The 24,277-nt window shown below is 67.1% G+C and carries 21 protein-coding genes and 1 pseudogene; 11 read left to right on the forward strand and 11 right to left on the reverse strand.

Going from position 1 to position 24,277, the window contains the following annotated elements; genetic code table 11:
* The 7 genes and pseudogenes from AC1DFE_RS14485 to AC1DFE_RS14515 form a co-directional block, all read right to left on the reverse strand.
* Positions 1-135 (reverse strand): annotated as a pseudogene (locus AC1DFE_RS14485) (S-(hydroxymethyl)mycothiol dehydrogenase); the annotation flags it as partial.
* Positions 136-194: 59 nt separating this feature from the next.
* Positions 195-1,823, reverse strand: a complete 1,629-nt coding sequence (locus AC1DFE_RS14490) for an APC family permease (RefSeq protein ID WP_476906573.1) — start codon at positions 1,821-1,823, stop codon at positions 195-197.
* A 150-nt stretch (positions 1,824-1,973) separates the two neighbouring features.
* A complete protein-coding gene (locus tag AC1DFE_RS14495; RefSeq protein WP_476906644.1) occupies positions 1,974-3,515 on the reverse strand; it encodes an aldehyde dehydrogenase family protein in 1,542 nt (513 codons plus the stop codon).
* A gap of 9 nt (positions 3,516-3,524) precedes the next feature.
* Entirely contained in the window at positions 3,525-5,237 is a 1,713-nt protein-coding gene (gene betA, locus AC1DFE_RS14500; RefSeq protein ID WP_476906574.1) for a choline dehydrogenase, read from the reverse strand.
* Positions 5,238-5,581: 344 nt separating this feature from the next.
* Positions 5,582-6,166 carry a TetR/AcrR family transcriptional regulator gene (locus tag AC1DFE_RS14505; RefSeq protein ID WP_476906575.1) on the reverse strand — a complete coding sequence of 195 codons (585 nt, stop codon included), beginning with the start codon at positions 6,164-6,166 and terminating at the stop codon, positions 5,582-5,584.
* 64 nt (positions 6,167-6,230) lie between these two features.
* Entirely contained in the window at positions 6,231-7,631 is a 1,401-nt protein-coding gene (locus AC1DFE_RS14510; RefSeq protein WP_476906576.1) for a sensor histidine kinase, read from the reverse strand.
* Positions 7,628-8,311 (reverse strand): response regulator transcription factor, encoded by a 684-nt coding sequence (locus AC1DFE_RS14515; protein WP_476906577.1) that lies wholly within the window; start codon positions 8,309-8,311, stop codon positions 7,628-7,630. Before AC1DFE_RS14515 ends, AC1DFE_RS14510 begins: the two co-directional genes overlap by 4 nt.
* Before the next feature lie 468 nt (positions 8,312-8,779).
* Here AC1DFE_RS14515 and uraD point away from each other — a divergent pair, with 468 nt between their 5' ends.
* From uraD to purM, 6 genes are read left to right on the forward strand one after another with little or no spacing between them, the layout of a single operon-like run.
* A complete protein-coding gene (gene uraD, locus AC1DFE_RS14520) occupies positions 8,780-9,277 on the forward strand; it encodes a 2-oxo-4-hydroxy-4-carboxy-5-ureidoimidazoline decarboxylase (RefSeq protein WP_476906578.1) in 498 nt (165 codons plus the stop codon).
* Positions 9,274-9,612, forward strand: coding sequence for a hydroxyisourate hydrolase (gene uraH, locus AC1DFE_RS14525; RefSeq protein ID WP_476906579.1), 339 nt, complete (start codon positions 9,274-9,276; stop codon positions 9,610-9,612). Before uraD ends, uraH begins: the two co-directional genes overlap by 4 nt.
* Positions 9,613-9,624: 12 nt before the next feature.
* Positions 9,625-10,482, forward strand: a complete 858-nt coding sequence (locus tag AC1DFE_RS14530; RefSeq protein WP_476906580.1) for a fumarylacetoacetate hydrolase family protein — start codon at positions 9,625-9,627, stop codon at positions 10,480-10,482.
* Between the two features lie 45 nt (positions 10,483-10,527).
* Entirely contained in the window at positions 10,528-10,965 is a 438-nt protein-coding gene (locus tag AC1DFE_RS14535; RefSeq protein WP_476906581.1) for a hypothetical protein, read from the forward strand.
* A gap of 47 nt (positions 10,966-11,012) precedes the next feature.
* Positions 11,013-12,746, forward strand: a complete 1,734-nt coding sequence (gene purF / locus AC1DFE_RS14540; protein ID WP_476906582.1) for an amidophosphoribosyltransferase — start codon at positions 11,013-11,015, stop codon at positions 12,744-12,746.
* Positions 12,746-13,909, forward strand: coding sequence for a phosphoribosylformylglycinamidine cyclo-ligase (purM, locus tag AC1DFE_RS14545; protein ID WP_476906583.1), 1,164 nt, complete (start codon positions 12,746-12,748; stop codon positions 13,907-13,909). The genes purF and purM overlap by 1 nt, the downstream gene beginning before the upstream one ends.
* A 120-nt stretch (positions 13,910-14,029) precedes the next feature.
* On the opposite strand, the gene AC1DFE_RS14550 is transcribed toward purM, so the two are convergent.
* Both AC1DFE_RS14550 and AC1DFE_RS14555 read right to left on the reverse strand, forming a co-directional pair.
* Positions 14,030-14,815, reverse strand: a complete 786-nt coding sequence (locus AC1DFE_RS14550) for a VOC family protein (RefSeq protein WP_476906584.1) — start codon at positions 14,813-14,815, stop codon at positions 14,030-14,032.
* A 271-nt stretch (positions 14,816-15,086) separates the two neighbouring features.
* Positions 15,087-15,320, reverse strand: coding sequence for a DUF3073 domain-containing protein (locus AC1DFE_RS14555; RefSeq protein WP_476906585.1), 234 nt, complete (start codon positions 15,318-15,320; stop codon positions 15,087-15,089).
* Between the two features lie 325 nt (positions 15,321-15,645).
* On the opposite strand from AC1DFE_RS14555, the gene AC1DFE_RS14560 reads away from it, so the two are divergent.
* A complete protein-coding gene (locus AC1DFE_RS14560) occupies positions 15,646-16,398 on the forward strand; it encodes a septum formation family protein (protein WP_476906586.1) in 753 nt (250 codons plus the stop codon).
* A 27-nt stretch (positions 16,399-16,425) separates the two neighbouring features.
* Here the strand turns inward: AC1DFE_RS14560 and clpB are convergent, their stop codons facing one another.
* Positions 16,426-19,083, reverse strand: coding sequence for an ATP-dependent chaperone ClpB (gene clpB / locus AC1DFE_RS14565; RefSeq protein ID WP_476906587.1), 2,658 nt, complete (start codon positions 19,081-19,083; stop codon positions 16,426-16,428).
* A 244-nt stretch (positions 19,084-19,327) separates the two neighbouring features.
* Between clpB and AC1DFE_RS14570 the strand changes: the two genes are divergently transcribed.
* Positions 19,328-19,663, forward strand: coding sequence for a YciI family protein (locus AC1DFE_RS14570; protein WP_476906588.1), 336 nt, complete (start codon positions 19,328-19,330; stop codon positions 19,661-19,663).
* A gap of 258 nt (positions 19,664-19,921) precedes the next feature.
* A complete protein-coding gene (locus AC1DFE_RS14575) occupies positions 19,922-20,995 on the forward strand; it encodes a metallophosphoesterase (protein ID WP_476906589.1) in 1,074 nt (357 codons plus the stop codon).
* A gap of 48 nt (positions 20,996-21,043) precedes the next feature.
* On the opposite strand, the gene AC1DFE_RS14580 is transcribed toward AC1DFE_RS14575, so the two are convergent.
* Positions 21,044-22,168 (reverse strand): glycoside hydrolase family 16 protein, encoded by a 1,125-nt coding sequence (locus tag AC1DFE_RS14580; protein ID WP_476906590.1) that lies wholly within the window; start codon positions 22,166-22,168, stop codon positions 21,044-21,046.
* A 234-nt stretch (positions 22,169-22,402) separates the two neighbouring features.
* On the opposite strand from AC1DFE_RS14580, the gene AC1DFE_RS14585 reads away from it, so the two are divergent.
* Together AC1DFE_RS14585 and AC1DFE_RS14590 are read left to right on the forward strand one after the other, a co-directional pair.
* Entirely contained in the window at positions 22,403-23,254 is an 852-nt protein-coding gene (locus tag AC1DFE_RS14585; protein ID WP_476906591.1) for a glycosyltransferase family 2 protein, read from the forward strand.
* 1 nt (position 23,255) lies between these two features.
* Complete coding sequence (locus tag AC1DFE_RS14590; protein WP_476906592.1) at positions 23,256-24,254, forward strand: glycosyltransferase; 999 nt, start codon at positions 23,256-23,258, stop codon at positions 24,252-24,254.
* The last annotated feature ends 23 nt before the right edge of the window (positions 24,255-24,277 follow it).

Genomic DNA, 24,277 nt, shown 5'->3' on the forward strand with positions numbered 1-24,277 from the left:
ATCCGTGTGGCACACCCCGCACGTCAGGACGTCCACCAACGCCTCCCCCGGCCCCGGATCCGGCACCAGGATCGTCTCCACCGACACCGGAGCATCCTTCGCCCTGACAACAACTGCCTTCACTTTATGAACCATGACCTGGTGTTCCTTTCCTGAGCCCGGGGCCCTTTGGCTGCGGCACCTCTCTGCCAAATCTAGCCGACCTGCTGGGGTTCCAAATCCTCGTCCCGCGGACCGGACATTCCGCCCGCCGTGGTGCTGATGTCAGCCCGGACGGGCAGATCCCGCGAAGGCACCGGAAGCGGTGCGGCATGCTCGGCGAGGACGCCCGTCTGGTGCCTGATCTTCAGTCGGTAGAGCAGCGCTCCGCCAATGGTGACTGCCGCGACGAAGAGAACGCCGCCCCACTGGAAGTACCACTCGAACGGCGGCACGGAGTTGTAGATCTCCTGCCGCGGCCAGACCAGGTTCAGCGTCATGGCACCGCCCCACAGGACCGCGAGGATGTTCACCGGGAGTCCCCACTTGCCCATGCTGAAGCCGGCTTCGGAGTGGTCTCCGGCGCCCGGCCACTTTTTCAGGAGGCGCTTGCGCAGCATGGGGACCGTGACCAGCAGGTAAGACAGGTAGATCAGGACGATGCTGATGCTGGACAGAATCGTGAAGATCGCCGGCTGCGTGACGTTCACCAGCAGCGGGATGACCGCCAGCACGCCGATCACGATGGCCGCAACCGTGGGGGTCTTGCGGACCGGATCCACCTTGCTGAGCTGCCGGCTGAACGGCAGGTTGTTGTCCCGCGCCATGGCAAACATCATGCGGATGGCAGCGGCGTGAACGGCCAGCGTGCAGACCATCACGGCCACCACGATGCACACGAGGAAGGCCTTGCCGAAGGGTCCGCCGAGGACGGAGAGCACGATGTGCTGCAGGCCGCCGTCGGCAGCGCCGATCTTGGGGTCGGTGAGGTCCGGTGCGGCCAGGATGCCGAAGAGCAGGATCAGCCCGCCCAGCAGGAAGGATGCCGTAACGGCGCGCAGGATGGCCTTGGGCGCGGTGCGCTTCGGGTCCTTCGTTTCCTCGCCGAGGGAGCTTGCGGTGTCGAAGCCGTACATGACGTAGCCGGAGGCCATGGCGCCGATGAGGAACACGCCGAAGAAGCCGAGGTCGTGACCTTCGCCGAACCCGGCGGTGTCGAAGAAGACCTCGGGTCCCCGCGCCACGTGCCAGCCCAGCGCGAGGATGAGCAGCACGGCCGCGATCAGCTCGACGAACACGCCGATGCTGTTGATCCGGGTCATGAGCTTCACGCCGAAGGCGTTGATGAGCGTCGAGATGGTGATCATGATGGTGGCCAGGACCACGCCGTTGACGGCGAAGTCAAAGGGGCCGGTGCCGTCTCCGATGATCTGGAATCCGGACCACAGCTGCGGCAGGGTGATCTGCAGGGCCAGCGCCACGGACCCCAGCGCCATGATGGAGGACAGCAGCAGCAGCCAGCCGGCGAGCCAGGCCGAGGTGCCTGAGGCGAGGCGTTTGGCCCAGTTATAGACCGAGCCGGCCACGGGGTATCGGCCTGCCAGCTCGGCAAAGCACAGCGCCACCATCAGCTGGCCGACGAAAACGATGGGCCAGGACCAGGCGTAGGCCGGGCCGGCCATGGAGAAACCAAAGTAGAACAGTTGAAAAACACCCGTGAGGATGGAGATGTAGCTGACGCCTGCGGCGAAGCTGGCGAACTTGCCGATGCTCCGGTCCAGGGTCTGGGCATAGCCGAACTCGTCCATGCCGCTTGAATCAGTACTCTTGCTGGGTTCCAACATCTGAACTCCTATTTCAGAAAAGCACGATGGTGATGACCCGCGGCCGCCTTTGGACGCGGGTAACACTACACCCACGTGAAATCGCACGCAGGTGTATCGACGGCCGGGCACCGCGCTGCAGCGCCCGGCCGTCTCCCCCAAAGCTGATCCCTAGCCGGTTGCGCCGGCCCTCGTCTCCTCCGAAGTTTCTCCGGGAGCTGAGCCGAACCAACCGCTCGGGGCGGGGGCGATGTTCTGCCAGATGTGCTTGGCTTCGCGGTATTCGGCCAGGCCCGCCTGGCCGAGCTCACGGCCGATCCCCGACTTCCCGAAGCCGCCCCATTCCGCCTGGGGGACGTACGGGTGGTAGTCGTTGATCCACACAGTTCCGTGCCGGAGGGCGCCCGCGACGCGCTGCGCCTTCGACGCGTCCGACGTCCACACCGCGCCGGCCAGGCCGTATTCGGTGTCGTTGGCGATCGCGACAGCCTCGGCTTCGGTCCGGAACGTCTCAACGGTCAGCACGGGGCCGAACGACTCCTCCAGCAGCACGCTCATGCCTGACCGGCAGTTGCCGAGCACGGTGGGCGGGTAGAAGTATCCGTCGGCGAGCGGCCCCTCCTCCGGGATGTAGCCCCCACACAAGAGCTCCGCGCCCTCCGCGATCCCGGCCTGGACGTAGGCGTGGACCTGCTCGCGGTGCTTTGCTGAGATGAGCGGCCCGGTCTCGGCGTCCGGATCGAAGGGGCCGCCCATGCGGATCCGCTTCGCCCGCTGGACCACCTCGGCCACGAAACGCTCGGCGATCGTCTCCTCGACGACGAGCCGTGCCCCTGCCGAGCAGACCTGGCCGGAGTGTAGGAACACCGCGGTCAGGGCGTTGTCGACGGCGGCGTCCCAGTCCGCGTCCGCGAAGACGACGTTCGGGTTCTTACCGCCGAGCTCGAACGCGACGCGCTTCACGGTCTCGGCGGCGGCCGCCATGATCGTCTGCCCCGTCGAGAGCCCTCCGGTGAGTGAGACGAGGTCCACCCGCGGGTCGGAGCTAAGCGGTACGCCCACCTTCGACCCTCTGCCGGTCACCAGGTTCGCGACGCCGGCCGGGACGCCGGCTTCGGCGAGGGTCTCCATGAGCAGGATCGACGTGGACGGCGTGAGCTCGCTGGGCTTGAGCACGAACGAGTTCCCCGCAACGAGCGCCGGCGCCACCTTCCACGCCGCCTGGAGGAGCGGGTAGTTCCACGGCGCAATGAGCGCGCAGACCCCGAGCGGCTCGTACACGACCCGGCTGATGGCATCCGCCCGGCCGGTGTCGATGACCCGGCCGGCGTCGAGCCCGGCCACCTTGCCGTAGTACCGGAAGCACGCGGCGATATCGTCCATGTCATACTCGGCCTCCACCAGCCGCTTGCCCGTATCGAGCGCCTCGGCAAGCGCATAGGCGGCCTTGTCCCGCTCAAGGAGGTCCGCGACGCGGAGCATGACCGCACCTCGTTCGATGTCCGTGAGCCGGCGCCACGGGCCGTCGTCGAACGCGGCCCGGGCACTGGCGATCGCCCGCTCCGCATCCTCGACCGTCGAGGAGGCGACGACGGCCACCACGCGCCCGTCCGCCGGGCAGCGCACGGTGGTGGTCCCGCCGTCGGATGCCTCTTGCCAGGCGCCGTCAATGTACAGGCCCCGGGCGAGCTCCAGTTGGGTATCGATCGTCATGCTCATGCCCTAGCCCTTCGCCGCAACGGTTTCGGCTGCCGCGGCTCCGCCGCGTTCGAGCGGGCTCACGCCGTGCCGGTAGAACTCGGCGTGCTGGGGCGCCAGCGGCGCCTTGCCGGCGATCAGGTCGGCGGCCTTTTCGGCGAGCATCATCACCGGGGCGTAGATGTTGCCGTTGGTGACGTAAGGCATGGCGGAGGCGTCCACTACGCGGAGGCCACTGGTGCCGTGCACGGTCATGTCCAGCGGGTTCACCACGGCCATGGGATCGGAGTCCGGGCCCATCTTCGCGGTGCAGGACGGGTGCAGTGCCGTTTCGGCGTCGCGGGCCACCCAGTCAAGGATCTCCGCGTCGGTCTGCACGGCCCGGCCGGGAGAAAGCTCGCCGCCGTTGAAGGGACCCATGGCGGACTGGCCGAGGATGTCGCGGGCAACATGGATCGCCTCGACCCATTCGCGGCGGTCCTGATCGGTGGAGAGGTAGTTGAACAGCATCGACGGGTGCACCGTGGGATCGGTGGACTTGATCTTCAGGCTGCCGCGGGCGTCGGAGTACATGGGCCCGATGTGCACTTGGTAGCCGTGCTTGGCATCCGCCTTCTGGCCGTCGTAACGGACGGCGACCGGGAGGAAGTGGAACATCAGGTTGGGGTAGGCCACGTCCTCGTTGGAGCGGACGAACCCGCCGCCCTCGAAGTGGTTGGTGGCGGCCGGACCCTTCCGGCCCAGCATCCACTGCAGCCCGATCAGCGGGTAACGCCACAGATCCAGGGCCGGCTGCATGGAGACCGGCTGGGTGCAGGCATGCTGGATGTAGACCTCGAGGTGGTCCTGGAGGTTTTCGCCGACGCCGGGAAGGTTCACCACGGAGTTGATACCAAGGGAGTTCAGGTGGGCGGCGTTGCCGACGCCGGAGAGCTGGAGCAGCTGCGGGGTGTTGATGGCGCCGCCGGCCAGGATCACTTCACCCGCGGTCACCTGGTGCGTCTTGCCGTTGCGGCGGTAGGTGACTCCGGTGGCCACGTTGCCCTTGAAGTTGACCTTGGTGACGAGGGCACGGGTCAGGACGGTCAGGTTCTTCCGGCCAAATTCGGGCCGCAGGTAGGCGCGGGAGGCGGAGAGCCGCTGGCCCTTGTGGACGTTGCGGTCGAACGCGGCGAAGCCCTCCTGGCGGTAGCCGTTGACGTCGTCGGTCAGCGGGTAACCGGCTTCCTGGGCGGCGGCGAAGAAAGCCTGGAACAGCGGGTTGGTGGCAGGGCCGCGCTCCAGCACCAGCGGGCCGGAGTGTCCGCGCAGCTCATCGCCGGGATCGGCGGCCAGCGCGTTTTCCATCCGGTTGAAGTACGGCAGGCAGTGCGCGAAGTCCCAGGTTTCCATGCCGGCGTCGGCGCCCCAGCGCTCGTAGTCCAGCGGGTTTCCGCGCTGGAAGATCATGCCGTTGATGGAGCTGGAGCCGCCCAGGACCTTGCCGCGGGCGTGCGCCACGCGCCGGCCGCCCATGTGGGGCTCGGGATCGGACTCGTAGCGCCAGTCATAAAACGGGTTGCCGCTGGGGAAAGTCAGCGCTGCGGGCATCTGGATGAAAAGGTCCCAGGGGTAGTCGCTTCGTCCGGCTTCCAGAACCAGGACGCTGCTCTGGCCTCCGTCGCTCAGGCGGTTGGCGAGCACGGAACCCGCGCTTCCGCCACCGACGATGACGTAGTCATAATTGGTCTCTGTCATGCGAAATCTCCTTCTAACTGGTGCAGATCAGCGCTCATTACGAAGGCCGGGTCCGTGGGTTCGGTCCGGGCCTTTACGTGGCGGGCTCTTAAGCCGGTGTGAGGTTTGACGGAATGGTCGGGGAGTTGCGGCGAGTGGATTGTTCCCTGAGCCGCAGGCAGGAAGCCGCCGGGGAAACGCCTTTATTTCCGCGGGACCCCGCTTGTGTGGTGTAGGTCATACACATGCAGACTAGTGCACCTTGAACAAGCGTTCAAGGTTAAAACTGAACCGATGTTCAAGAAATTTTTGAAAGAGTCCGCCGCTGGCCGGGCTGGGCTTGTTTTAGTTGGGGCTTGTATCCGCTAGCCGGCGAAGGCGATCTGTTCGGTTCGGGCGAGGCTCCTCCGGATGGAGGCCTCGTCTACGCCAAGGAGCGACGTCAGCCACATCCCGTTTTGCACGACGACGATGTCGGCTGCCCGCTCCCTGCATTCGTCGCCGGAAAGCTCGGGTTTGGCATTTCCTATCAGCGTCGCCAGTCCATTGAGATACCGCTCGAACGCCGCGGCATTGATCAGCCCGAAGTCCTCATCGGCTTGCGCGAGCGCCCAAAGATGGAGGCGCAGAGACAGATATTCCGTGGTCAGCAATTCCGGGCCGGCAACGCGCCGGAGGGCCTTACGGAGCTGCTCGTCCGGGGGCGACTCCGGGTCGGGCGCTACAAGCATAAGGTCGTGCTCGTCGATCCGGCGCAAGGCCGCACGGATCAAGCTGGACTTGTCTTCGTAGTAGTAGTTAACGAGCCCCAGCGCGACGCCGGCTTCGCGCGCCACGGCGCGCATATTGATACCTGCGATGCCGTGCCGTGATAGCAGGTCCAGCGCCGCTTTGAGAATGCGCGACTGCCTGTCAACCTGTTCGCCGGAGTTCACGGTGCTTGTATCCACTCGGCCAGAATATGGCGAAACCCGTTACGGTGCATCTGCTGGCAGCGCGATGGTCAAAGTCTTTTCAGGGGCGCGCAGCGGCCCTGAAGGTGACGCGGGCGTCCAGGCCAGGGGTGCCGGGCCTGGCTTCGAGGGACACAGCCGCGCCGCTGGCCTCGGCGAGCTGCTGCACGATGGCCAGACCCAGGCCGCTGCCCTCGGACGTCGACTGGCCACGCCAGAAGCGGTTGAAAGCCTTTTGCCGGTCGTCCTGGGAAAGCCCGGGGCCGTCGTCGAGCACGTGAAGCTCATAGCCGCCGGCGGCGGCGTCCGGCCGCACCACCAGACGGATCTCTGAGTCCGACGGCGCCACGGCCAGGGCGTTGTCGATCAGGTTGTCGATAATTTGCTCGGCCGCACCGGGCATAGCCGTTACCCTGGCCTCCGGAGCAGCGTCCAGAACTGTGCGCACTCCGCTTTCCTCCGCCAGCGCCTCCCACTGCTCCACGCGATTCCGGGCAATCTCGCTGAGGTCCACATCCTCGCGGTCCACGTGTCGGCTATCCGCCCGGCTCAGGAGGAGCAGGCCGTCAATGATCCGCTGTAGCCGGTACGTCTCCTCCAGGGAATCAGCCACCATGACCCGTGCGCCGCCGGGATCGTTGCCCACCGCGTCCACGGCGTTCTCCAGCCGCAGCCGCAGTCCTGTCAGCGGGGTGCGGAGCTGGTGGGACGCATCGCTCGCGAATCCCCTCTGCTGCTGCAGCAGGTGCTCCAGCCGGTCCGCCATCTGGTTGAAGGACCGGGCCAGTGTCCGCAGCTCCGGCGGACCCTCCTCCTCCTCGGTGCGGGTGGCCAGGTTGCCTTCCGCCAGCAGTTCCGTGGCCTTCTGCAGCCGCTTGATCCGCCGGGTCACAGCGCCCGCCATCAGGTAGGCCAGCAGCCCGGCAAGCAGGACAGTGATGCCCGCAACCGCCCACATCACCCTCAGCTGGCCGGACACCCGGTCATCCACCACCGACGCCGGGTAGGTGAGGCGGACGGCACCGGTGATGTTCTCGCCGCTGAGCACGGGAACCGTGACGTACACGAGGTCGAACCCCAGGGTCTCCGAGTGACGCTGGCCGGAGGTGATCTGGCCGGCGAGCGCGGCGGCAATTTCGGGGCGCGAAAGGTAAGCGGCCCCGGTAGCCGACTGGTCGTCGTCGGACGTTGCCACAGCTGTACCTGCGCGGTCCACCACCACCACGCGGGCACCGCTGGCGCGGCCGTAATCGCGGACGGCCGTGGCCACCGCCCCGGGCGCGGGACCGCCCGTTTCGAGCAGCTGCCGCGCCCTCCCGCTGAGCAGGAAGGCATCGCGTTCCAGCGAGGTGGCGAGGCGGTCGCGTTCCACCCGGACGAGGTAGCTGCCCAGCGGAATGTCCTGCACCAGCACCACGAGCAGGGTGATGGCCATGAACGCCCCGATCAGCCGCCACCTCATCCGGGCACATCCAGCCTGAATCCGACGCCGCGCACCGCCTCGATCCAGCGGGGGTCGCCGAGCTTCTTCCGGATGGCTGCCACGTGCGCGTCCAGGGTCTTGGTGGTTCCGTACCAGGTGCCGTCCCACACCGCGTGCAGAATGTCGCTGCGCTGGCACACGGCGCCGGGATCCTCCGCAAGGTAGTAGAGGAGCTCGAATTCCTTGGCGGTGAGGTGGATTTCCGTCCCGGCCACCAGGACCCTCCGCGAGCGCTGGTCGATGCTCAACGCCCCGATGACGCGGGCGCCGTCGGCCGGCGCGGGGGTGTCGGACTGCGGGTCGGCCGTGCGGCGCGCGACGGCCCGGATCCGCGCGATAAGTTCCCGCATTCCGAACGGCTTCACCAGGTAGTCGTCCGCCCCGAGCTCCAGGGCCAGCACGCGGTCGATTTCCTCGTCACGCGCGCTGACCACGATGATCGGCGTCATGGTCAGGGACCGGATGGACCGGCAGACGTCCGTGCCGTCCATGTCCGGCAGGCCCAGGTCAAGGAGCACGAAATCCGGGCTGGAGCTCCGAACCTCGGCGAGCGCCCCTGCCCCGTCGGCGACATGCCGGGCCTGGAAGCCGGCCCGGGTCAGGCCCTCCAGCACGCCGGCGGCAACGGATTCGTCATCTTCAACCACGAGGATCTGCATATCCGATTATCTTCCGGGCGGAACGGTGCCGCGGCGGATAGCCGCGCTTGAACAGGCTACTTCTCCGAGCTTTGACAATTCTTGGACCCTCGAGGCCCCCCAACCACCCTCCATCCCGGCCCGCCCCGCGCCCGGTCCCGCGAAACCCACTCTCACCTCCTGCAGGAAAAACCCCAACCCTCCTTCACCGGTTGAGAGAGCGTTCGCCACAAAGCCGCGAAAGCTGACGGAGGATCGGCCTAAAAACCGCGAAAGCTGGGAGAGCGCCGGCATCCGCCCGGGCTCAGCCCCTGCGGTAGTCTCTTGACACCGGCGGACTTACTCGGCTTCACTATTACGTATGCTGAAATAACAGTTCCATGATGCGGAACCCGAGGCTCCAGTATGGGGTGTTGGTTCGCCGGGAGAGGACCCGGACCTCCGCATAGCCGTCACCATGGATGCCAGCATCTGCTTGAGGATCACAACGTGAAGCTTGCCGAATTCAATGCGGCGGACCGGGACGCTGCCAACGCAGTCCTGCGCCCCTGCATCGACGTCCCGCGCTGGGTGGACCAAATCGCCGGTGCGCGCCCTTTCAGTTCCGTTCAGGACCTCCTTGACGGAGCCCGGGGTGCTGCCGCGCCGTTCACTCCGGACGAGGTGGAAGGCGCCATGGCACACCACCCGAGGATCGGTGAACGCCCCGCCGCGCAGACCACCGAAGCCGCCATGTCCAGGTCGGAGCAGGCCGGCGCTGACCCGGCGGACACGGACGTTGCCGACGCCCTCGCCCGCGGCAACCGCGCCTACGAGGAAAAGTTCGGCCGGGTTTTCCTGATCCGCGCCGCCGGCCGCACCGCCCCTGAAATCCTGGCAGCGCTGAACGAGCGCCTGGCCAACACCCCGGCGCAGGAAGACGCCATCGTCGCGCAGCAGCTGCGGGAAATCGCGCTGCTCCGCCTGGAAGGAGTGATCACCGAATGAGCGTTTCACACGTGACAACCCACGTTCTGGACACCGGCGCCGGACGCCCGGCGGCGGGTATCGCCGTCGTGCTTTATGCGAACGACGGCGGCAGCTGGACAGAGCTGGGCAACGGCACCACCGATGCGGACGGCCGCGCGAAGGACCTGGGACCGGAGGTCCTGGCCCCCGGCAACTACCGGCTGAATTTCGCCACCGGCGACTACTACGCCCAGCAGGGCGGCACGACGTTCTTCCCGGAGGTGGACCTGGTCTTCGAGGTCACCGGCACCGAGCACTACCACGTGCCGCTGCTGCTGAGCCCCTTTGCCTACTCCACCTACCGCGGCAGCTGAAAAGGAGACAAAATGCGGCTGATGCGCATTGGCCCGGCGGGCAACGAGGTACCGGTGGTCATCGACGACGACGGCCAGGCCTACGACCTGCGGCCGGTCACCCGGGACATCGACGGGGACTTCCTGCAGGCCTGGACCGGCCAGCTCACTGAACTGGACCTGAGCGGGCTCCCCCGGATGACGGTCGACGGCAAACGGGTGGGCGCACCCATCGCCAGGCCCGGTGCCGTGATCGGGGTGGGGCTGAACTACGCCGCGCACGCCGCCGAATCCGGCCTTCCAGTGCCCGAGCGGCCGATCATCTTCTTCAAGCACCCCAACACCGTGGTTGGCCCGGACGACGACGTCGTCATCCCGCGGGGTGCGCAGCGGGTGGACTGGGAGGTGGAGCTGGGTGTGGTCGTCGGCCGGCGGGCCAGCTACCTGGCATCCGACGCCGAGGCGGCGGACTGCATCGCCGGCTACGTCCTGTCCAACGACGTCTCCGAACGCGAGTACCAGCTGGAGCACTCCGGGCCGCAGTGGTCGCTCGGCAAGTCCTGCCCCACATTCAATCCGGTGGGGCCATGGCTGGTGCCCGCGGCGGCGGTGGAGGCTGACGATATCCGCCTCGCTTCCTGGGTCAATGACGAGGTCAGGCAGGACAGCTCGACGGCGGACATGGTGTTTGGGCCTGCAGAACTGGTCCGCCGGTTGTCGCAGTACATGGTGCTCGAACCCGGCGACCTCATCACCACCGGCACCCCGGAGGGTGTGGCGCTGTCCGGACGCTTCCCGTACCTGTTGGCCGGTGACGTCATGCGGATGTCCGGCGGAGACGTCCTGGGCGAACAGCGGCAGCGGCTGGTGCAGGCGGGCCCGCAGGCCTGAGCAGCCGGGCAGGCCTGCGGCCGGGATGACAGTAGGCTAGATGGCATGTCTTCCGACCAACCCACCCCTGAACGGCGCGAAAATCCTGAACGGCGCGCGATCACCGTCCGGCGTGCCCCCAAGTATGTGCCCTTCCTGATCCTGGGCGGGCTGGTGGGGTTCGCCGCGGCGGCGGTCATTGCATACGCCCTGCCCGGCGATGCCAGTTACGACCGCGGCGCCGTTTATGGCTTTTTCCTGGTGCCGTGCGCGGCAGCCGGTGTGATTCTCGGCGCAATTGCCGCCCTGGTGCTGGACCGTGCGAGCGTCCGGCGGGCCCGCCGCGGCGTCGTCGAAGCCATGCCCGAAGCGGAGCACCCTGCCGCAGGCACGGCACCAGACACGGCACCAGCCGCGCACCCGGGCACCGCACCGGCCCCTGAACCCCAGCCCGCACCGGAGCGGACCCCGGACGACGGCGGCGAGCCCGGCCCGCGGTCATAATCCGGCCGCCGGAAGTTCCATACCTGATGACGTGAGATAATCGACCAGTGGCACGCGGCGATGGAAAACTTTCTCATGATCTTCTCCCTGGCGAAAAAGGCCCTATGGACGCTTGCGGCGTCTTCGGCGTCTGGGCACCAGGTGAAGAAGTAGCAAAACTTACTTACTACGGGCTGTACGCACTGCAGCACCGCGGTCAGGAGTCGGCTGGCATAGCAACCAGCGACGGTAAGCGGATCAACGTCTACAAGGACATGGGCCTCGTATCCCAGGTCTTCGACGAGACCACGCTTAACACCCTGACCGGGCACCTGGCCGTCGGCCACTGCCGCTACTCCACTACCGGCGCGAGCCACTGGGCCAATGCGCAGCCCACGCTCGGCGCTACCGCCACCGGCACGGTGGCCCTGGCACACAACGGCAACCTCACCAACACCGCCGAACTCAACGCCATGATCCTGGAACGCAACGGCGGCCAGCTCAGCGGCGAAATGAAGCAGGGCAACACTTCGGACACCGCCCTGGTGACGGCGCTGCTCGAAGGCGAAGAGGGCAAGACCCTCGAGGAAACCGCCGTCGAGCTCCTTCCCAAGATCCGCGGCGGCTTCTGCTTCGTGTTCATGGACGAGGGCACGCTCTACGCAGCCCGCGACACCTTCGGCATCCGCCCGCTCTGCCTGGGCCGGCTGGAGCGCGGCTGGGTGGTGGCCTCCGAGCAGTCCGCACTGGCCACCGTCGGTGCCAGCTTCATCCGCGAGATCGAGCCGGGCGAGTTCATCGCCATCGATGAACAGGGCGTGCGGTCCCAGCGCTTCGCGGAGCCGACGCCGGCCGGTTGCGTTTTCGAGTACGTCTACCTCGCGCGCCCCGACGCCGCGATTGCCGGGCGGTCCGTGTACGAATCCCGTGTAGAGATGGGCCGCCAGCTGGCCCGCGAGAACACGCAGGAAGCGGACATCGTTATCCCGGTTCCGGAATCCGGTACCCCGGCTGCCGTGGGCTACGCCGAGGAATCCGGCATCCCGTTCGCGCACGGCTTCGTCAAGAACTCGTACGTGGGCCGCACATTCATCCAGCCCTCGCAGACGCTGCGCCAGCTGGGCATCCGGCTGAAGCTCAACGCCCTGGAGTCCGTGATCCGCGGCAAGCGCGTGGTGGTGGTGGATGACTCGATCGTCCGCGGCAACACCCAGCGCGCCATCGTCCGGATGCTACGCGAAGCCGGCGCCGCCTCCGTGCACGTCAAGATCTCCTCGCCGCCGGTGCAGTGGCCGTGCTTCTACGGCATCGACTTCGCCTCCCGCGCGGAGCTGATCGCCAACGGCGCCACGATCGAAGAGATCTCCCTGGCGATCGGCGCCGACTCGCTGGCCTATATTTCCGAGGACGGCATGATCGCCGCAACCCGGCAGCCGCGGGAACGGCTCTGCACCGCTTGCTTCACAGGCAAGTATCCGATCGAGCTGCCCGGCGCCGACAAGCTCGGCAAGAACCTGCTTGAGCGCACCGACCTCGGCGGCCTGCCTGCCGCGTCCGGCGCCGCTCCGGCCGCCGGTTCAACAACGGACCCCGCCGCGGAAGCCGCCATCGAACCGGCCACCGGCACCCCGGGCAACCCGAACAGCATCCCCGTCACCGAGGACCCTGCCGAGAAGCCGGGCGCCACGGGCTGTGACCCGGGCCCGGACTCCGAGTTCGAGAACCTGCTGACCGACGCCGACCGCGTGCCAGATCTCCACCACGACGCTGCGACCGTCGGCGCTGACAAGAAAGAGTCCTGATGACTTCCGCTTCCTCCACTGCTGACATGAATGCTGCCCAGAACAGCGCCGGCATCACCTACGCGGCTGCCGGTGTGGACGTCGAAGCCGGCGACCGCGCCGTCGAACTCATGAAGGACGCCGTCAAGGCGACGCACAATGCATCGGTGATTGGCGGCGTCGGCGGTTTCGCAGGCCTGTACGACGTCTCGAAGCTCCTGACCTACAAGAAGCCCCTGCTCGCCACCTCCACGGACGGTGTGGGCACCAAGGTGGCCATCGCCCAGGCCATGGACATCCACGACACCATCGGCTATGATCTCGTGGGCATGGTGGTTGACGACATCGTGGTGGTGGGCGCCGAGCCGCTGTACATGACCGACTACATCGCGTGCGGCAAGGTGGTTCCGGAGCGCATCGCAGACATCGTCCGCGGCATCGCTGCTGCCTGCTCCGTGGCCGGTACCGCGCTGGTTGGCGGCGAAACCGCCGAGCACCCCGGCCTGCTGGGCGAGCACGAGTACGATGTCGCCGGCGCCGCCACCGGCGTTGTGGAAGCAGACGCGCTGCTCGGACCGGACCGCGTCCGTGCCGGCGACGTGGTGATCGGCATGGCTTCCTCGGGCCTCCACTCCAACGGCTACTCCCTGGTGCGCCGCGTCATCAACCACGCCGGCTGGGCCCTGGACCGCCAGGTTTCCGAACTCGGCCGTACGCTGGGCGAGGAACTGCTGGAGCCCACCCGCGTCTACGCCGCCGACTGCCTGGACCTGGCACGGGCCTTCCCCGTCACCGCCGGGAAGGCCGTGCACGGCTTCAGCCACGTCACCGGCGGCGGGCTCGCCGCCAACCTGGCCCGTGTCCTCCCACAGGGCCTCGTGGCCACGGTTGACCGCTCCACCTGGGAGCTGCCCGCCATCTTCAAGCTCGTTTCCGAACTGGGCCGCGTCCCGCTGCCCGACCTGGAGCGCACGCTGAACCTCGGCGTCGGCATGGTGGCCGTGGTGTCCGCAGAGGCCGCCGACGCCGCCGTGGCCCGCCTGAACGAGCGCGGCCTGCCGTCCTGGATCATGGGTTCCGTCAGCGCCGACTCCGACGCCGTGATCAAGACCGGTCCGGACTACGTGCAGGGCGCCAAGGGCGTGGACGGCGGCGCCGTCCAACTGGTCAACGCCTACGCGTAATCCCCACCCGCCCCCTCGCCACGCGAGCTCGGCCAGGGAACCCTCCCGGCGTGGGCCCAACGCAACGAGTCCCCTGTACCTGCCGTATCACAGCAGGTACAGGGGACTCGGCGTTTAAGGCTAGACCTCCAGCACGCTGAACACGCCGCCCTGCGGGTCCTTCAGCGTGGCGATTGTGCCGCCGTCGTCCTCGAACTCCGGCTCCACCAGCACCTCGGCGCCGGCGGCCACGGCCGAGAGGACTGCTTCCTTGACGCTGGAGACGCCGAAGTAGACCTGCCAGCCCCGGCTGCCGCCGTCGTCATCCTCGTCCTCCTCGGGTGCGGGGGCGATTCCAGCCACCTCCGTGCCGTTCACCAGCAGCGTGGTGTATGTTCCGCCGTCGTCTTGCGGGTATTCCGTCACCTCGTGCCTGAACAGCTGCTGGAAAAATCCGACGGCGGCCTGCGGCTCGGGCGTGACCAGTTCGGCCCAGGCGAACGCGCCGGGCTCGTTATGCCGCCCGCTGCCCGGGTGGGTTCCCGCCTGCCAGATGCCGGTGGCGCCGCCGCCGGGCGGTTCCACGAACACCATGGTGCCCGTGTCCGCAATCTCCTCCGGTCCGAACTGCACCGTGCCGCCTGCATGCCGGGCTTCTTCTGCGGTGGACCGGGCGTCGTCCGCGGCGAAGTAGATGTTCCACCGCGCGGGCCGCTGTGAACCGCCCGGCTGCGGCTGCGGCGCCACCGTCGCTACGAGGTCGTCATCCAGGAATGCCTTCGCGTAGCTGCGGCCGTCCGGAGTGGGAAGGTCCTCGAAGCGCCACCCGAAGACGGCGGAGTAGAAAGCCTTGGCCGCGGCCACGTCAGGCGTCTGGACGTCCGCCCAGCAGAGCTCCCCGGGGCTGTACCCGCTGCGTTGCACCATGCGTCGGTACCCTTTCGTAGGCTGAATTCTTTCCAGCCTAGTTCGTCAGGGGTGCGGATTCTAAGAGGTACGGATTCTAAGAGGTGCGGTTTCCAAGGGGCAGCCCGCGGCCAACACAATAGGCCCCTTGGGCACGCCAAAGACTGGCACGCCCAAAGGGCCTTGATAATTGTGGCGACACCCGGAGCGGTAACCCGAATGCGGGAAATGCCCGGGAGGTGTACGACGGCGGCATGCAACCGACTGCCTTCCGGCAGTTCAGCGGGAACGACTAACCGATACGACGGCTGTCTACCTCGTCGTCGTCTTCATCCAAATCGTCCGCGTACTTATCCACGTAGGCTGAATAGTCCGGTTCGACCGGTTCATTCGCGAAATGGCTCGTGGTACGACTTCCCGGACCCGTGAGCTCTCGCTGTAGAGCCGAATAATCGGTGTTCGGGGAGTAGTACTTGATGTCCCGAGCCTGCTTGGTAGCTTTTGCCTTTTGACGGCCGCGCCCCATGGCGTGACCCCCTTTTGTACTTGGACCGGAGGTGGTCACCTTTGGCGATCGGTGAGGCCCCGGAATGTTTGGTCAATTTGTCGTACCCCTAGATTACATGCTTTCGGCGGCATCTGCTCGCCAGGGAGCCTCCGGAGGCTGTCGGGGCCCACTTCTCCGCGACAATCCGGGGCCCGCAGGATTTTTTTGTTCGATAGAGTCTCCTGAACGACTGAATTAAGCGGGCATGGGGATCCGGCAATTGGCCGCAGGGCCACACCGCGGAAACGCAGAGTGCCGGATGCCCACCGCCGAGCCAACGCCAGGAAAGGGGTGCCGCCCCCATATGAATGACAACGATCCCATCCGTGACGGGGAGCGCGGGCCGGCCCGCACCATCGCCGTGCAGCCCGAGCCGGCCGCGAGCGAACGGGCACAGACCAAGCTGGCCGACCGCGAACCGGCAGCGCCCGAAGCAGCCAATCGTGGACCGGCAGAGTCGAAGACGGCCAACCTCGGTGCGCGGGCCGCCCGCCTCGCCGGGTTGCTCCGCTCCCGGCTCTCGCAACCCGAGGTCCGGCAAACCCTGCTAAAGACCGGTTTCGTCGCTGCGCTGCTTGTGGTGGGCGGCCTGCTTGTGTGGCTTCTGACGTCGCTTCTCGCCGGCGCCACCCTGCAGGCGGCCAGGCCCGGCGCGGCTGCGGCGGGGCCTGCTCCCGCCCCGCCGGTCGCATCGCCCCGGCCCAGCCTGCCGCTGGCCAGCGTCAGCCCGCTGGACTTCAGGGCAGGCGACTGCTTCAAGGACTTTGACCCCGAAGCGTCCAAGTCCACGGTTGTGGCCTGCAGCACCGACCATTCCGCCCAGCTGGTGGCGGTCACCCACTACGCCGGCAGTGACGCATACCCGGGCCGGGACGCCATGAAGACCAGGGCCAGGGAGACGTGCCAGGCGGCGCCCCTGACGGAGAAATCCAACGCCTACAACCTGAACTACCGTCTCGCCTACCCGAGCACGGCCAGCTGGGCCAAGGGTGACCGCCGCGTGGACTGCTATGTCACCTCCGCCGGCAACATCATCAAGGCAAGCCTGTTGCCCTAGCCCTCTGCCCCACGGACTCCCGGCCCGCTAGTCCCGGCGGCGGACGGTGAGTCCGCTGCCCATGGGGGCTCCGCCGTCGGGCCCTGAGAATGCTTCCAGTCCTTCGACGGTGAGCTCTCCGAGGTCCGCGGCGGTGTCCACCAGGACAGTGTCGCCGTCGGCGATTTCACCGGCCAGGATGGCCTTGGCCAGCCGGTCGCCGATTTCGCGCTGCACGAGGCGGCGCAGCGGCCGGGCGCCGTACGCGGAGTCGAAGCCGGACATCGCCAGCCAGGAGCGGGCGCCTTCGGTGACCTCGAGCGCGAGCCGCCGCTCATGGAGGCGCTTGGCCAGCTCCGCCACCTGCAGCTCGACGATGCGCGCGAGCTCGTCGACGGACAGCGGATCGAACAGCACCACCTCGTCCAGCCGGTTCAGGAACTCCGGCTTGAAGGATGCGTTCACCGTTGCCATCACCGCGCTGCGCTTGGCGTTCGCATCCAGCGTCGGGTCCACGAGGAACTGGCTGCCCAGGTTGGAGGTGAGCACCAGGATCACGTTGCGGAAGTCCACGGTGCGGCCCTGGCCGTCGGTGAGGCGGCCGTCGTCGAGCACCTGCAGCAGGATGTCGAACACCTCGGGGTGGGCCTTCTCCACCTCGTCCAGCAGCACCACGGAGTACGGCCGGCGGCGGACGGCCTCGGTGAGCTGGCCACCCTCCTCGTAGCCGACGTAGCCCGGAGGAGCGCCGACGAGGCGCGCCACGGAGTGCTTTTCGCTGTACTCGGACATGTCAATCCGAACCATGGCGCGTTCGTCGTCGAACAGGAAGTCCGCGAGCGCCTTGGCGAGCTCGGTTTTGCCGACGCCGGTGGGGCCGAGGAACAGGAAGGAGCCTGTGGGCCGGTTGGGGTCGCTGATACCCGCCCGGGCACGGCGCACGGCGTCGGACACTGCGGTGACGGCCTTGGACTGGCCGATCAGCCGCCTGCCGAGTTCCCCCTCCATGTGCAGCAGCTTCTGGCTCTCGCCCTGGAGCATGCGGCCGGCCGGAATGCCGGTCCACGCCGCGATGACCTCGGCGATGTCGGTGGCGGTGACCTCCTCCGCAACCATCAGGGCGGACTTGTCGGTGACGGCGGCCTCGGCCTCGGCGGCGTCGCTCAGTTCGCGCTCCAGCGCCGGAATTTCGCCGTAGAGGATCCGGGACGCGGTTTCCAGGTCACCTTCGCGCTGGGCCTTGTCCGCCGTGGACCGCAGCTCATCCAGCTTGGCCTTCAGGTCACCCACGCGGTTCAGGCCGGCCTTCTCCGCCTCCCAGCGGGCCTTCAGGCCAGCCAACTGCTCCTTCTTGTCTGCCATGTCGGCCCGGAGGGCAGCAAGGCGCTCCACGGACGCGGCGTCCGTCTCGCCCTGCAGGGCCAGCTCCTCCATGGTGAGCCGGTCGACGGCGCGGCGCAGCTGGTCGATCTCCTCCGGGGCTGAGTCGATTTCCATGCGCAGCCGGGAGGCGGCCTCGTCCACGAGGTCGATCGCCTTGTCCGGCAGCTGGCGGCCGGAAATGTAGCGGTTGGACAGCGTGGCGGCAGCCACGAGCGCGGAGTCGGCGATGGCGACCTTGTGGTGGGCCTCGTACCGTTCCTTCAGGCCCCGGAGGATGCCGATGGTGTCGTCCACGCTGGGCTCCCCGACGTACACCTGCTGGAAGCGCCGCTCCAGGGCGGGGTCCTTTTCGATGTTCTCGCGGTATTCGTCCAGGGTGGTGGCGCCGATCAGGCGGAGCTCGCCCCGGGCCAGCATCGGCTTGAGCATGTTGCCGGCGTCCATGGCGCTTTCACCGCTGGCCCCGGCACCCACCACGGTATGCAGTTCATCGATGAACGTGACGATCCGGCCGTCGGAGTTCTTGATCTCCTCAAGGACGGCCTTAAGCCGCTCCTCAAACTCGCCGCGGTACTTGGCGCCGGCCACCATGGACGCCAGGTCCAAGGCGATCAGGGTCTTGCCGCGGAGGCTCTCCGGCACGTCGCCGGCGACCATCCGCTGGGCCAGGCCCTCGACGACGGCGGTCTTGCCCACGCCGGGCTCGCCGATCAGCACGGGGTTGTTTTTGGTCCGCCGGCTGAGCACCTGCATCACGCGGCGGATCTCGCTGTCACGGCCAATGACCGGATCGAGCTTCCCTGAACGTGCCACTGCGGTGAGGTCGGTGCCGAACTTTTCCAGTGCCTGGAAGGTGTTCTCGGGATCCGGCGAGTTGACCTTGCGGTCGCCGCGGACACCCGGGAGGGCCGCCGCCAGCGCCTCGTGGGAGGCGCCGGCATCGCGCAGCAGCCTGCCCACGCCGTCGCTTCCTGCCGAGAGGCCCAGCAGCAGATGCTCGGTGGAGACAAAGGAATCCCCCAGCTTGTCAGCCTCGTTCTGCGCGTTCTGAATCGCCTGCAGGGAGGGCCTGGACAGCTGGGCCTGCTGGACCGAGCTGCCCGAGGTGGCGGGCAGCGCCTTGATGGCGGTACTCGCCTGCACGCTGGCAGCGTCCGGGTCCGCTCCGGTGGCGCGCAGGAGTGCGACGGCGACGCCCTCCCGCTGATCCATCAGCGCCTTGAGCAGGTGGGCTGGCTCGACCTGCGGGTTACCCGCCGTGGAGGCGTTCATGGCGGCAGCCGAGAGAGCCTCCTGGCTCTTGGTGGTGAATTTGACGTCCAAAGAGAGCTCCTTTCGAAGACGGTTAGCTAAGTTGAGTGTACTACGCTCAACTTTGCTTTTCAGGTCTTTTCGGCCAAGTTTTCCCACAGCGAAATGCCCGTCCGGGCTGGCAAGGTTTTCGTGAACGGTGGCCCTTGAACTGTATCGCCGCCGCCCGAATCCCCCTAGGATCAACCTGTGGCGCGAGGGCTGTGCCGTGGAGACGGCCGCCACCAAGACCCGCACTCCAAGGACAGGACCGGCAATGAAGAAGTTCGTAGTTCTTTACAACGCACCGCAGTCGGCACAATCGCAGATGGCGGAGAGCTCACCCGAGGCCGCGCAGGAGGGCATGAAGGCCTGGATGGAGTGGGCGTCCAGGGCAGGAAGCGGCATCGTGGACATGGGCCAGCCGCTGGGCGCCGGCAAGGAGGTCAGCCAGGCGGGGACCTCGGACACGAGTGCGAGCGTGGGCGGCTACGGCATCCTGCAGGCGGAGGACATGGACGGAGCTTTGGCACTGCTCGAGGGTCACCCGCACCTCATGATGCCCGGCGCCAGCATCCAGGTCTACGAGACTTTGGATCTGCCGGGAATGTAGCGCCGCCCGCTGGGCCCCGGATGTGGCCTTAGGAACCCGTGACGCCCCAGACGCTGGTGATCCAGGCGAGCTTTCGGGCCAGGGAGGACGTCCGACGTGGACAGGATCCCGGCCACCGAAAGCTGTCACCCGGAAAGGTCGAAGGGCTGCCTATGGCCTGCCGGCGCTGCCGGCATTACCCTGATGGCCTAGTAGTAGTGACTCCCGTTCCCCAGCCTGCCGCGGCATCAGGCTCAGTTCCGTGTGATGTGAGGGATCATGACTGGACCGTCGAAACCGTGGAGCTGGTACGGCATCACCCCGGCCGCCGTTCTCACGCTGGCGCTGCTGACCGCGTGCCAAGCGGGGCCTCAGCCGCCGCCGTCGTCCGGGGCGCCCTCCTCCCCAACGGGACCTTCCTCTCCCGCGGATCCAGCCGCTGTCCATTTCACAGCCCAGGGCGACGTCGGCCTGAGCACGGGAGCACGGAAGGTTCTGGACGCGATCGGAAGCCTCCGCCCCGAGCTGAACCTGGCCCTCGGGGACTTCTCCTACGAAGCCGGGCGCGAACAGGATTTCTGCGACATGGTCACCGGCAAGCTAGGCGGGGACTTTCCCTACCAGGTGGTCACTGGTAACCACGAGAGTGACGGCCACGACGGCGACATCGCCAACATCGTGAACTGCCTGCCCAACAGGCTCCCCGGGCTTCAGGGCGAGTACGGCACGCAGTGGTACGCGGACTACCCGGAGCGGAATCCGCTGGTGCGCTTCATCATGGTTTCCCCGGGCATCAAGTTCCACGACGGAAACACCCTGGACTACTCCAGCGGAAGCGAGCGATGGCGGTGGACGGCGGCCGCTCTGGACGGCGCGAAGTCCAGCAAGATCCCGTGGACCGTCGTCGGCATGCACACCCCGTGCCTCAGCATGGGTAAATACGATTGCCAGGCCGGACGCGACTTCACCAACCTGCTCATCGACAAGAAAGCGGACCTGGTGCTGACCGGGCACGACCACATTTACCAGCGAAGCCACCAACTGGGCGACGGCCAAGGTTGCCCGGTGCTGGTGCCGGACTCCTTCTTCGGAGGCTGCATCACCGACTCGGACGGCGCCATGGTCAAGGGCGCCGGTACCGTCTTCGCCACTGTGGGAACCGGCGGCGTGGGACTCTACCAAGTCAACGAGCAGGATCCCGAAGCCGCCTACTTCGCGGCCTGGTCGGGCGAAAACCGCGCCGCCGCCCTCGGCACCCTGGACGTGACGGCCACGGCGGAACGGCTCTCGGCACGGTTCGTTCCGGCGGACGGCTACGCCTTCGCGGACAATTTCGACATCGAGCGGAAATAGCCGACTAGAAATGGGCGAGCGCTACTGGCTGGGCCGGAGCCGGCCTCCCTAGGACCGCTCCCAGATGGCGATCCAGTCCAGGTAGACGTGCCCCGCAGTCGCCGGCTTGGGGCAGCCGAACAGGCAGGCCTCGGTCTGCAGAATGTAGTGCATGGGGACGTTCGGCGTGTGGGAGGTTCCTGCCCCAAGCGATCGGCCGTCGAGGAAAAACTCGACCTTGCCGGGACTCCACTCCATGGTGGCCACGTGCCAGTCCGTGAACGTGGCGTTGGCGAAAATGACGTCCGTCGCGTGGGGGTCGTTCCCCATCTTGTGCACGGCGCCGTAGAACTTCGTGGAAAGGTCACCTTCCGGATAGTCGAGTTCGCCGTCGCGCGGCCAGATCCCGCTGTCCGGCCACAGGAGCCAGGCCGTCTTGAAACCGCGCAGGGAATCGGCCTTGAACCGTACGGAGATTCGCCCGTACAGGAAGCTGTTGTCCCGGTGCGGGTTGGCGCTGTTGTTCGGGATTTTCGGCGTGGGCGCGGCCCCCATCGGCACGCCGTTCTCCGTGTGCAGGTACCAATCGAGCATTCCGTTCTTCACGCTGAGCACCTTGGACGGGTAGTAGCCCGACTTCGCGCCCCGCTGCCCGGCCGTGTCCGGAGTGCCGTCCACATAGCCGGCGCTCCACTTCGCGGCGTACGCCGGGCCCGGGAATCCGCCGACGGGCACGTTTCCCTCATCGAAGTCCTCGCGGAACACCTGGTTCCACCCTGGCAGGTCACCCGTGGGCAGCTGATGTAGCTTCGGATCCACAGCGGGGACCTTCGCGGTCAGGGGCTTCGGTGCCGGCGGGACCGGCGCCGTGGCCGCGGGCGGCGCGGCGGCGGACGGCACCGCCGCGGGGGCTGGCTCCCGGGCCAGCGACGGTGAAGACGGCGACGGCGACGAGGGCCTGGCTGCACCGGCCGGGGATGTTGGCGGCGCAGAGGCCGCCGCTGCTGATGCAGCGGAAGTTTCCGACGCCGATGGTCCAGCCGCAGGAAGCCGGTCCAGCGGAAGCCGCTGCGCTTCCGTGGCCACCGGAGCGCACGCAGCGAGCAGCACCACCGTTGCCAGTGCTGTCAGCCGCCCGAGCGGGCGGGGCGTGCTGCGGCGCGGACTGTGGTTCCCGTGCGCGGAGTTAACCATGGGGCAAGTGTGACACCGGAAGCTTATGGCGACCATGGATTCTCCGACCCCCAAAACTGGGGTCCGTTCAAGGAATCCCAAGCTTTTTACAAGTTGCCGGGCCGAACATGTTCCGAGGGGGAGTGCAAGCAAGTTGCCAGTACCGCAGCAGCAGGCGCTTCTATTTCCCGTATCCAGCCGGGAAGGCTGCTCGGGAGGGGCATAGGCATACGACTCCGATGAGTGGTGAGGCTAGTGACCATCCCTATACAAGTATCAACTGTTCGTGCACCAAGTCCGGTACCGGTACCCCTGGCCTCCATTAGCGTGGTGATTCCCACGCTAAATGAAGCCCTGAACCTCCCTTGGGTCCTTCGCCGCATGCCCTCGTATGTGGACGAAGTGGTGATTGTCGACGGCCGTTCCCTCGACAGCACCGTCGACGTGGCCCGAGCGCTGCGTCTGGACGTCGTTGTAGTCTCGGAGCCCAACGCCGGCAAGGGCTTCGCCGTACGGGCGGGGCTGGCCGCAGCATCCGGAGACATCATCGTGATGCTGGATGCCGACGGAAGCATGGACCCGCAGGAAATTGGGTGGTTCGTCTCACCACTCCAGCATGAATTCGACTTCGTCAAGGGCTCCCGGTACGTCACCGGCGGAGGATCCGAGGACATCACGGTACTGCGCAGTACTGGTAACCGTGCCCTGACCCGCCTGGCGAACATCGTCCTGCACAGCAATTACTCGGATCTTTGCTACGGCTACATCGCCATGCGGCGCGAGTGCCTGCAGATCCTCGAACTGGAGTCGGAGGGGTTCGAGATTGAAACCGAACTGATCGTCCGCGCTTCCAGGGCGGGCCTGCGGATCGCCGAGGTCCCGAGTAACGAGCTGAACCGGATCTCCGGCAACTCAAACCTCAATACCTTCCGCGACGGGTGGCGGGTACTGCGGACCCTGGCACGTGAATGCATCGGCTGGGAAGCACCCACGGCCGGCGCCCGGCCCGAATCACTCAGGCGCGTGAAGTACAGGTATCCCAGCATTTCCCTCCCCCACATTCCGACGGATCCGGCAACCGTCCTCGGCCTGATAGCAGGTGATTAAGGTGAACCACAGTGAAGGGCTACCGGCCGTTTCGGTGGTGATCTGCTCCTACACGGAAGACCGGTGGGACAGGCTGATGGCCGCCGTCGATTCCGTCCGTGCCCAAACCGTGCAACCACAGCAGACGATCGTGGTGGTCGATTACAACGTGGACCTCTACAAGCGGCTCATCTTCACGGTCGACGATGTCGTGATCCTGGAGAACACCGGCGCCAAAGGCCTTTCCGGTGCACGGAACACCGGGGCGGCGGCGGCGACTGCCGGCGTCGTTGCCTTCCTCGACGACGACGCCGTGGCCGCCCCGGACTGGCTGGAGCGGCTGACCGCCCTCTACGACGATCCGGATGTGCTGGCCGTGGGCGGACGCGTCGTGCCGGACTGGGAAACCAACCGGCCTGACTACTTCGCCGAAGAGCTGGACTGGATCATCGGCTGCACCCACCGCGGCATGCCCAAGGTGGCGGCCGAGGTCCGCAATGTCATCGGCGCGAACATGTCTTTCCGTTCCCAGGTTTTGCAGGTGGTGGGAGGGTTCAACACCGCCCTTGGCCGGCAGAACGCGCTGCCCCTGGGCTGCGAGGAGACGGAGATCTGCATCAGGGCGGTCATCGGCTCGCCGGCAGGCCGCGTGGTGTACGAACCGGCGGCGCTGGTGAACCACTACGTCCCCGCCCAGCGGGGCACGCTGAGCTACATGCTGCGGCGCGCCTGGTCTGAGGGAATATCCAAAGCCCTGGTCAGCAAGATCGTCGGCCACAAGCGCGCCCTCGGGCCCGAGCGCCGGTACGTCCGCAGCGTCCTGCCGCGCGCAGTGGCTGCGGGCATAGCGGGCAGGGCGCGGGGAACTGACCCCGCCGGTCTCCGCCGCGCCGCGGCCATCATCGCCGTGCTGGCCGTAACTACCTGCGGGTACATCCGGGGACGCCGCCTGCCCCTTGATCCCACGTCCGCGGGCCTCGAGCCGCACGAGTCCCACGCGAGCTGGAGGGAAGTCAAATGATCCGGATGTATCCGCAGGGCAAC

It is taken from the genome of Arthrobacter sp. 05T423, from assembly GCF_056396245.1.

Excerpts from the sequence above, each read along its gene's own strand:
- AC1DFE_RS14510 (WP_476906576.1), bottom strand. The coding sequence starts at position 7,631 with ATGAGGTGGCGGCTGATCGGGGCGTTCATGGCCATCACCCTGCTCGTG.
- uraH (WP_476906579.1), top strand. The coding sequence starts at position 9,274 with ATGAGCGTTTCACACGTGACAACCCACGTTCTGGACACCGGCGCCGGA.
- AC1DFE_RS14490 (WP_476906573.1), bottom strand. The coding sequence starts at position 1,823 with ATGTTGGAACCCAGCAAGAGTACTGATTCAAGCGGCATGGACGAGTTC.
- AC1DFE_RS14495 (WP_476906644.1), bottom strand. The coding sequence starts at position 3,515 with ATGACGATCGATACCCAACTGGAGCTCGCCCGGGGCCTGTACATTGAC.
- AC1DFE_RS14550 (WP_476906584.1), bottom strand. The coding sequence starts at position 14,815 with ATGGTGCAACGCAGCGGGTACAGCCCCGGGGAGCTCTGCTGGGCGGAC.
- AC1DFE_RS14555 (WP_476906585.1), bottom strand. The coding sequence starts at position 15,320 with ATGGGGCGCGGCCGTCAAAAGGCAAAAGCTACCAAGCAGGCTCGGGAC.
- AC1DFE_RS14515 (WP_476906577.1), bottom strand. The coding sequence starts at position 8,311 with ATGCAGATCCTCGTGGTTGAAGATGACGAATCCGTTGCCGCCGGCGTG.
- AC1DFE_RS14535 (WP_476906581.1), top strand. The coding sequence starts at position 10,528 with ATGTCTTCCGACCAACCCACCCCTGAACGGCGCGAAAATCCTGAACGG.
- purM (WP_476906583.1), top strand. The coding sequence starts at position 12,746 with ATGACTTCCGCTTCCTCCACTGCTGACATGAATGCTGCCCAGAACAGC.
- AC1DFE_RS14560 (WP_476906586.1), top strand. The coding sequence starts at position 15,646 with ATGAATGACAACGATCCCATCCGTGACGGGGAGCGCGGGCCGGCCCGC.
- AC1DFE_RS14580 (WP_476906590.1), bottom strand. The coding sequence starts at position 22,168 with ATGGTTAACTCCGCGCACGGGAACCACAGTCCGCGCCGCAGCACGCCC.
- AC1DFE_RS14570 (WP_476906588.1), top strand. The coding sequence starts at position 19,328 with ATGAAGAAGTTCGTAGTTCTTTACAACGCACCGCAGTCGGCACAATCG.
- AC1DFE_RS14575 (WP_476906589.1), top strand. The coding sequence starts at position 19,922 with ATGACTGGACCGTCGAAACCGTGGAGCTGGTACGGCATCACCCCGGCC.
- betA (WP_476906574.1), bottom strand. The coding sequence starts at position 5,237 with ATGACAGAGACCAATTATGACTACGTCATCGTCGGTGGCGGAAGCGCG.
- AC1DFE_RS14530 (WP_476906580.1), top strand. The coding sequence starts at position 9,625 with ATGCGGCTGATGCGCATTGGCCCGGCGGGCAACGAGGTACCGGTGGTC.